Source organism: Hyalangium gracile (assembly GCF_020103725.1).
Lineage (GTDB): Bacteria > Myxococcota > Myxococcia > Myxococcales > Myxococcaceae > Hyalangium > Hyalangium gracile.
The window spans coordinates 205,985-215,399 of the sequence record NZ_JAHXBG010000020.1; the positions used below are offsets into that span (position 1 = coordinate 205,985).

The 9,415-nt window shown below is 64.0% G+C and carries 4 protein-coding genes; 1 reads left to right on the plus strand and 3 read right to left on the minus strand.

Going from position 1 to position 9,415, the window contains the following annotated elements:
- Positions 1-10: 10 nt before the first annotated feature.
- From KY572_RS33500 to KY572_RS33510, 3 genes are all read right to left on the minus strand, one after another.
- Entirely contained in the window at positions 11-3,883 is a 3,873-nt protein-coding gene (locus KY572_RS33500; RefSeq protein ID WP_224247733.1) for a DEAD/DEAH box helicase, read from the minus strand.
- Positions 3,884-4,215: 332 nt separating this feature from the next.
- Positions 4,216-4,497 (minus strand): hypothetical protein, encoded by a 282-nt coding sequence (locus tag KY572_RS33505; protein ID WP_224247734.1) that lies wholly within the window; start codon positions 4,495-4,497, stop codon positions 4,216-4,218.
- A 234-nt stretch (positions 4,498-4,731) separates the two neighbouring features.
- Entirely contained in the window at positions 4,732-7,608 is a 2,877-nt protein-coding gene (locus KY572_RS33510) for an Eco57I restriction-modification methylase domain-containing protein (RefSeq protein ID WP_224247739.1), read from the minus strand.
- Positions 7,609-7,862: 254 nt separating this feature from the next.
- On the opposite strand from KY572_RS33510, the gene KY572_RS33515 reads away from it, so the two are divergent.
- On the plus strand, positions 7,863-9,377 hold the full coding sequence (locus tag KY572_RS33515; protein WP_224247735.1) for an IS1182 family transposase: 1,515 nt from the start codon (positions 7,863-7,865) through the stop codon (positions 9,375-9,377).
- Positions 9,378-9,415: the final 38 nt, after the last annotated feature.

The following is a 9,415-nucleotide window of genomic DNA, read 5'->3' on the forward strand; positions in this document are numbered from 1 at the left end:
TGCGCGGAGCTCAGTGCACCGTGCGGGGGCGCGACTCTTCCTCGTCATCGAGTCGCTCGCGAGGGGTGTCGCCCCCCGCCAGCAGGTCGAGCAGGTCCTTCGTGGTCAGCCGCGCCGCGACATCCGTTCCCTCGAGCACTCCCGCCACCAGCGCGCGCTTGTCGGAATGGAGCGAGAGGATCTGCTCCTCGATCGTCCCACGGGCAATCAGGCGGTACACGGTCACCGGCCGAGTCTGCCCGATGCGGTGGGCCCGGTCCGTCGCTTGATCCTCGACCGCCGGGTTCCACCACGGATCCAGGTGGATGACATAGTCGGCGGCGGTGAGGTTGATGCCCGTGCCGCCCGCCTTGAGCGAGATGAGGAACAGGTCGCCCTCGCCGTCCTGGAACGCCTGGATGCGCTTCGCGCGTGTCGCCGCGGGCGTGGCTCCGTCGAGGTACTGGTAGGTGAAGCCCGCGCGCTTGAGCTCCTCCTGGACGAGCTCGAGGTGCGAGGTGAACTGGCTGAACACCAGCGCCCGGTGGCCCTCGCTGCGCAGCTCCTCCAGGAGCTCCAGAAGGCGGCGCATCTTGGAGGAGGAGATGCTCGACTGCGCGTCGTAGAGGCGCGGATGGGAGGCGAGCAGGCGCAGCCGCGTGAGCGCCGCGAGCACCTGGAAGCGCTGCTGCTCGTTGCGCAGGCCCTTGCCCTGGGTGCTGAGCTCGGCGACGGCCGCGAGCCGCGCGTCCTCGTACAGCGCCCACTCCTCCTCGGAGAGCGCCACGGGGACCTGGATCTCCGTGCGCGCCGGCAGCTCCCGCGCGACCTCCTGCTTCGTGCGGCGCAGCAGGAAGGGGCGGATGACCCGGGAGAGGGCGGCGCTCGCGTCAGGATCCTTGCCGCGCTCGATGGGGGAGGCGAAGCGCTCGCGGAACTGGTCCCAGCTGCCGAGCAGGCCCGGGAAGACGACGGCGAACAGGCTCCACAGCTCGCCGAGGTGGTTCTCGAGCGGCGTTCCCGAGAGCGCGGCGCGGAAGCCGGCGTTGAGCTGCCGCGCGGCACGGGCACGGCGGGTGGTGGGGTTCTTCAGCGCCTGCGCCTCATCGACGATGAGCGTCGCGAACGAGACGGCGGAGAGGCTCGCCGCGTCTCGCACGAGCAGGCCGTAGCTCACGATGAGCACGTCGTTCTTCTTGAGCTTCGCGAGGCACTTCACGCGGTCGGCCTGCTCCGCGTAGAGCACGGGGCGCAGGCTCGGTGCGAAGCGCTGCATCTCCTGGACCCAGTTGAAGGCGACCGAGGTCGGCGCGAGGACGAGGGCGGGGCCGAGCCGCGCCCGATCGAGCAGCAGGGCCAGCGCCTGCACCGTCTTGCCAAGCCCCATGTCGTCCGCGAGGCACGCTCCGGCGCCCCACGCCGCGACGCGACTGAGCCACGCATGGCCCTCCACCTGGTAGTCGCGCAGCGTGGTTCCCAGCGCGGCGGGGGGCTTCGGCTTGAGCGAGAGCGACGCGGCGAGGCGCTCCGTCAGCAGCCGCCAGGCTGGCGCGGCTTCGACGTCGGCTCCCGCGTCGCGCAGGGCGGTGATGGCGGGCACTGCTCCGGGAGAGAGCTCCACGCGGTTCTTCCCGAGGAAGGTGTGGTCGGCCACCGCGAGCAGGCGCTGTCGCAGGATGTCGCTGAGCTCGACCCACCGATGGCTGTCGAAGCGCACGAAGCGCTTCTGTCGCCGGGCCGCATCCAGGAGGACGGCCAGCTCGAGCCTTCCCGCCTCGACCTTCAGCTCGCCCTCGATGCCGAACCAGTCCCGCTTGCGCTCGACCTTGACCGTCAGGGCCTCCGGACCCACGGATGAGACGATGAAGGGCTTCTCATCGACCCACTCGACCTCGAGCCCCTGGGGCGGCTTGCGCAGCGCGGCGACGAGCTGCAGAGCCGACTCCGTGTCCCCCATCCGGAAGCAGAACGTCGGACCTTCCTCGGCCTCGCCCAGGGGGAGGGAGGAGATGGCCGCGCGGGCGCGCTCCTCCTCGCGCAGGAGCTGGCGGCGCACGTAGCCCCGCTCGCCGTCGCGCGAGAGCAGCACGTCGCGTGGGCCCACGCCGGGATGGAACAGCGGCGCGCCCGGGCCTGGCCGAACGAGCAGTTCGAGCTCGAGGGACACGTCGGGCAGGAGGCGCAGGCGGACGACGGTAACCATCTCCGTCTGGAGCTCGCGCCCCTTCAGCGTGGGCGGGACGACGAGGGGCAGGCGCGCTTCGAGGCGGGACAGGCGCTCGAGCAGCTGCTCGTGGCTCTCGGGAGGGAACTGGTCGCCGTGCTTCTCGAGCACGTTCCAGATCCGCCGTGCGTCCTCGTTCACGTCGATGAGCAGGCACCGGCGGCGCTGCTCGTCGACGGCCAGCAGCGGCTCTCCGGGAGAGAACGAGCGCAGCATCGCGCCCAGGAGCTTCGGGTTGAAGCGCTCTCCGTCGATGGAGGGCTCGAGGCGGATGTGGTTGTCGGCGGGGAGCGCGGTGAAGCCGAGGGGGGCGCGCTTCACCTCGAGCGGCTCCTCGGGGCGCAGCTCGAGCACGACGCGTGGATGACCGACGAGCGCGAGGAACGCCCGGGAGGGATAGGTGCCGGCCGAGCGTGAGGCGGGAGCCCAGGAGGCGAGGTGCTCGGCGACCTGGAGGTCGGTCTCGGAGAGCAGCTCGCGATGGTCCTCGAGCAGGCGGGCGGCGGTCATCCGCGCGCCGGGGCTCCAGGTGCCTCGGCGGGTCTGCTTCTTCACGAGCGGCGACACGGTCTGCGTCCCGAGCTCGTGCTCGATGCACCACCACACCTCGATGGAGGCGCGGGGCTTCGTCACCTCCACCTCGAACAGCTCGAGCTCCTTCAACGCACGGGCCCAGCTGGGGCTCAGCAGCTCCGCGGCGACGTTTCGTGCCTCGGCGACCCGGGAGGCGTCGTCGAGGAGATCGAGGGTCGTGTCGACGAGCGCGAGCGAGTGGACGCAGGCGCGTTGCCGGGTGCCGCAGTTGCACTCCACCCGGCCCTCGAAGCCTCCGGGGAACGTCAGCCGGGCCAGGACGCCGACGGTGCCGTAGTCCGGGCCTGCGCGGACGACGCGGTCGCGGTCCTTCCACGTGAGCGAGCACGTGACCGCATCGAAGCTCCAGGTCGCGGCGGCCCGCCGCTTGCGTGAGAGCGGAGACGCGTGAGGACGGAGCGTGCGGCGGACGTCGAGCAGGCGGGTCCACAGTGGAGCGAGCGCCGCATCCGGGAGGGACTCCCGACGTGCAGCCTCCTCGGAGAGCGCCCGCTCCACCGAGCTCGCCTCCTGCTGCAGGTAGGCCCACGTCGCCTCGGTGAGCGCCGTCTCCAGGCCACTCCCGCGTGCGCCGCCGTGGCGAAGCGCGCCTTCCCTGGAGCCGACATCACGGAGGGCCAGCCCATTGAGTGCATGGCGCAGCCCCTGGCGCCGCGCCTCATTGAGGGGCAGGTCCGAGAGGAGGACTTCGGCGGAGACCGCGAGTGCGTGCCGGACCTGGTGGGCTTCCGCCCAGCGCTCCATGTCGTTGCGCGTGGCGAACGGCCCTTCGCGTGAGCTGGTGGCGGTGCCGTTCGTCGGCTCGAGCGCCGAGCCGTTCCGAGCGAGGAACGCGAGGCTGAGCGCGACGGCGTGCTTGCAGACCGCTTCGCGGACCGGACACGTGCAGTGGCCCACGAGGGTGCCGCTGGGAGCCATGACGCGGACGCGGTACTGCGCCGTGCCGACGACGAGGCCATCGAGTGCGCCGTTCTCGAGGACGTAGGAGAGGACACGACCCTCACGCCAGTACGCTTCACCGCGAGCGAAGGCACTTCCGGCGGTCGCGCGGAGGTTCTCGGCGGTGAGCAGCGTGGACAGCGACATGGGGCGCAGACTCTAGCCGCGTCGCGGGTGCCAGGCAGGCTGTTCTGAACGCCCGGGAGGCTGCCTGCCTGCCTGCGCCGTCCAGGCCCCAGGGGCTCCGCGAGGTCGCGAGCTTCTGGGATTCCGGAGTAGGGGGCCTGTCGGTCGCGGTCTCCCCGAACTGGTACTACAAGCAGACCAGTTCGCGCCGTGTCGCTCCCGCCTCCGCGCTTCCGGGCCGCATCGGTAGCGGACTGTCGGCAGAGGGCCAATGGCATGAGGCGCCGGGCTACACTCCGGTCATGTCCCTCAAGTTGGTTCCTGGGCTGTACGAGCAGCTCGTCACGGTTCCTCTAGCCCGTCAGCTCCAGGGCACGCCTTCCGAGTTCGTCCAGCGCGAGGAACTCGACGCCGAGGACTCTGATGTCTTGCTCGCCCGGCATGTTCACGACCAGGTGCGCCATGCCCTCCGCGCCGTGACGGGAAGCGAAGAGGGACGTGTTGCCCTCGCCCGACAAGTCGCGCTCGTCAATGGCCTCATTGCCCAGCTCGGTCGGGAGGCGGGCCTGGAGACGGCTGCGCCGGTGGCTGAGGCCCACGAAGTGCTCCTCGCGCTGCTGGAGCGTCCCTCTCATCCCGGGCCACCTCGGCTTCCGGCACGCCCCGAGGTGCCGCTGAGCGCGAGCGCACTCCTGGTGAACGGCCCGACGCAGCCGCGCATTGGTACCGAGCTCCGACGCGAGCTGGAGTCCGCCGACGCGGTGGACCTGCTTTGCGCCTTCGTGAAGTGGCAGGGCTTCCGGGTGCAGGAGACGGAGTTTAAGTGCGAAACTCGAACTCAGCGCCCCACTCACGAGAACCTCAAACTGTTAGGTACTCTTGGAATTCTCTGCAGCAGTCTCCAGCATCTCTATCTCCTCGTTGGTCATGCCGTAAAGCGCATAAACTTCACGGTCAATCTGTGCGTCTGTTGAGGTGATTTGACGGTCAATGGCTGTCTGCTCGTGTGGTGTTTGCGCGGAGATTCGCTGGCGTTGAAGCTTAAGCATGTGTTCGACAAGAGTGACGATGCGATTGTGAGCACCTTGGTCTTTTGTCTGCTGCAACGAAAGCGCTGGCAGAGGTATCTGTGCGACTTGCCGTGCCTGAATCTCGGAAAAAGCTTTTTTTGACGACTTCAGGAAGGATACATAATAGAAATTTACGAGCTTGGAGTTCAAGATACCAAGCACATATTTGATACTCCAGTCGCATGCGGGCTTGGGGCTCACGACAACGATGGTGTTGAGCGCAAATCGCTGGCGATCGTCGAATGCGGCGATGATGCGGTCCCCAACCCGACGCATGAAGATCTTTTCCGGCAGCAAGAAGATGTCCTCGCGCTTGCAGCTGTGGATCTTGGACAGGTCGAACTTGAAGTAGTTCGGCGAATCGCTAGCAGCGTAGCGCGTGATGTGTCTTCCATCAAGAACCATCCGGTGTTTGGATGTCTTGGGGGCTGCGTCTAAACAGGCTGCGCGGTCGTGTTTTAGTGCGATGGCTTGATTGAAGTTGAGCATGTCCCCCATGCGAAGGGCGCTGGCTTCCATACGTTCTTTGATCTTGGTGGTCTTAACGTCTCCAGGAACGATGAAAGCGGCCTTATAGTTCTTCGATAGATTTGCTTGATGTGTCGATGATTGTCTGCTGATCGAGCCATTGCTGCTGATCCATCCAAACTGCACGACATTCTTCTGCTGAGAGTGCCTGCCGAGGACAAGGATGACGGTCTCGACAACAGCTCCAGCGAAAATTTGCCCCTGTGATTGGATGAGAGATTCGATTGATGTTGAGGTGATGAGTCGCTTGCGCAGTTCCTCATAACCTTCTTGGGTTAGGAGTGTGTTGGGGACGATGAAGGAAATTTTGCCCTCGGGTGACACCAGTTTCCGCGCTTGTTCAATAAAGAAGGCAAAAGTATTTAGACGTCCGCCAGAGAGGGTGTATCGATGTTTTAGGTAGGAGTTTACCGTGTCTTCCCTGAAGTCTTCCATTGAGAGTTGGACATATGGTGGATTCCCAATTATTGCGTTAAAACCACCGGCTCGCATAATTTGCGGAAAGCCGCCTGGGCCATCCCAGTCAAAGGCGTTTATGCGAAGGCGAGCATCCAAGTCCAATTCAGGGATATTGCTTTGGGCGTAGAAATCAGAGGAGACAAGGGAGTTGCCGCATTTGATGTTTTCACTGAGGTCCGGCAGAACGCGCTCGTGGATGAGTTCTCGTTGAAGACTTTGTGCGGTTTCTCCTTCAAGCACCTTCAATAGCAAAGAGAGTTTCGTGACCTCGACAGCCTGTGCGTCGATGTCAACGCCGTAGATGTGGGCCAGCAGGATGCGCTTGCGCTCAGTTGTGGTGAGATGCCAGCCACCACCGGGAGCAGCCATTAGGGCGGGAGCCTTTCCTTTGGACCACTTCTGAGGATCGTTTATGCTATACCATTGCTGATACCAGTCAAGCAGGAATTGATAGGCCCCAATGAGAAAGGAGCCTGATCCACAAGCGGGGTCAAGCACACGGAGGTGGGCGATGTGTTTCGGCGATTTCCCCTCAATAAGCTTGCGGACGGTCTGCTGGACAATGTGTGTGACAATATAGGTGGGAGTATAATAGACGCCACCTGCTTTCCTGACTTCCGGCTTATCCTCCACGACAACTCGGTGGCTGTCGGTGAGGCGAATAACCTTCCCTAGGAATTGCTCATATACTTGGCCGAGTATGTCGGCGCTGAGCATACGGAACTCATAGGGGCTCTCTGGGTAATAGAGGCCACGAATGATCTGCTTAAGCAGAAGATCATCTACGTTGAGTCTGAGGGTGAGAGAGTCAGGGGGTTCGTGGCGTCCCTTTTCCGGCTTGAAGTGGAAGAGTCCAGAATTGTATCGGTCATCTGCTTGCTGAAACAGATGTACAAGATGCGAGTAGATGCCGGGACGGTCAGAAATGCTGTGAAGGCGCTTGTAGTCTTCAATGCCGCGATCTTCGCAGATTCGGAGGAAAACGATACGGTCCAAAATGCGCTGAACAGCGAAGTTCAGTTCGCGCTGGGTGAGTCCCGGGTTCCGCAGTGCTAGGTTCTTCGCGAGGTCAGCACGCCATCCTTCTATGGTGCCCAAGAAGTCGGCGTCCACCTCGGCAGTGCCGCGCTTGGTTTTATTGGTGTCGGCAAATTTGTCGAAGGAGCCTTTTAGGATAGCCTCACGCGAGAATATGGATTCGATCCAATCCCATTTCTCCGCATACTCGTCAAAGCGGCAGTAGAAGATACGGGCCTTGCTGGCTGGGTCGTCCTGAGAGGGCTTTATACGGCAATCATAGACGGCTAGTTCTTCAAAGTCCGTAAGAATTGAGAGTGGGAGTTTTGCGCTCCACGCATAGCGGCGAAGCTGGTAAGCAGGCGAGACGTCCTCTTTGATTCGAACGGAAGGCCTCTTGGCCTCCACGAAGAACTTGCGAGTGCCGCCAATCCGGAAACCGTAATCGGGGGCTTTCAATGCTCCTGAGATCTTGACTTGGTCTTCATGAACAACATCGCGGTAGGCCTCAGCGTAGCCTTGCTCATTGTCCATGTCCCAACCAAGGGCTTTGAAGAATGGGTCAAGGAAATCACGCCGTAGCTGGGTTTCGTTGTAGGATCCAGTCTTGTAGGCTTCGACATGGTCCCCAAAGCGGGCGACGAGATCGAGAATGGTTGTAGGGGCAGGCATGACCACAAGCTAGCACCAAACGTCCAGCCGCTGTCGACGGAACATCTTCTTGGGCGGCTAGTAGAGTGTCTGACAAGATCGTGAACTGCTTGGGTACTATCTCGGCGAGGCGAGCCCTGAACACCGACCACGGGCGAAGGCCAGCCCCCTCATGACTATCTCCAAAGACTTCGCGGACACTCCACTAGGAGCTTGTCGGAGAACCCACCGGGTAGTGCTTCCCCCGTAGGACGTAGTGTGGTTGATAGGAGGGCATGAGCACCGGCTCGACGAAGGCGCCCGAACAGGGGGCACTGCTGGAGGTGGAAGCCATTGAGAAGCCCGAGAGGCCGGAGCAGCCGACGGAGGCGAGCGGGCGCTATGTGTCCCCGCGACCGTTCCGGCCGTGGCAGCCGGAGCAGGGGCAGTTGCTGCCGCAGTACACGCGCCAGGTGCTGGGAGAGAAGCACCTGGCGTGCTTCTTCGCGGACTTGGCCGAGGTGCTGGACTTCAGCCCCATCCTGAAGGCGTACACGAAGGAGTGCGGGCAGCCGGCCTACCACCCGGTGATGATGACGCTGCTGCTGATGTACGCGTACTCGCGAGGGGTGAGCAGTAGCCGGGAGATAGAGCGGCGGTGCGAGACGGACCTGGGGTTCCGGTACCTGAGCGGCGGAGAGAGGCCGGACCACGACACGCTGTGTGCCTTCCGGGTGAGGCACCTGGAGGCGTTCCGAGCGCTGTTCGTGGATACGCTGCGTGTGGCGCAAGAGGCCGGACTGAAGAAAGTAGGGCACCTGTCGGTGGACGGCACGAAGGTGAAAGCCAACGCCAGCAAGCACAAGGCGATGAGCTACGGGAGGATGCAGGAGTCCATCCAGAAGCTGGACGAGCAGGTGAAGCGGTTGTTGGAGGAGGCCGCGGCGCTGGATGAGCAGGAGCAGGCTCGCTATGGGAAGGGGATCCGAGGCGATGAGCTGCCCGAGGAGCTCACCGACCCTGCGACGCGAGCCGAGAAGCTGAAGCAGGCGCGCAACCGGCTGGAGGCGGACAAGAAGGTGGCGCTGGCGGTGGAGAAGGAGCAGCGCATCGAGAAGATCCGCAGGGCCCAGCAGGAGTTGGAGGAAGAGGCACGCCAGAAGGCTCAAGCCCAAGGGGAGAAGGCGGAGGAGGCGGTGGTGGACCCGAAGGCTCAGCGCAACTTCACCGACCCGGAGTCACGCATCATGCCTCGGGACGGCAGCTTCCAGCAGTCCTACAACGCGCAGGTGGCGGTGGATGCGGACACGCAGTTCATCCTGGCGCAAGAGGTGGGGCAGAGCCCCAACGACGTGAGGCAGTTGGAGCCGATGGTGTCGCAGGTGCAGGCCAACACGGGGCTGGTGCCGGAGCAACTGAGCGCCGACTCGGGCTACTTCTGCCGCGAAGACATCGAGAAGGTGCAGGCGATGGGGGTGGAGCCCTTCGTGGCCGTGGGGCGCGCCAAGCATGGCCAGGAGCCGGAGACGGCACCACGAGGACGTATCCCCAAGGGCCTGAGTTTCAAGGAGCGGATGGGGCGCAAGCTGCGGACGAAGAAGGGAAAGCGAGCGTACGCGCGGCGCAAGGTGACGGCCGAGCCCGTCATCGGCCAGGTCAAGAACGGAGTGCTCAAGCGCTTCTCGCTGCGGGGGCTGTTCAAGGTGCGCGGGGAGTTCTCCCTGGCGTGCGCGGTCCACAACCTCAAGAAGCTGTGTAAGCCACCGGTCCTTCCCAGGTCGCACGAGTGCCCTGGGGGTGATACCCCCTGAGTGGTGATGGAAGCGGGATCGACAAGCCTACAGTTGCT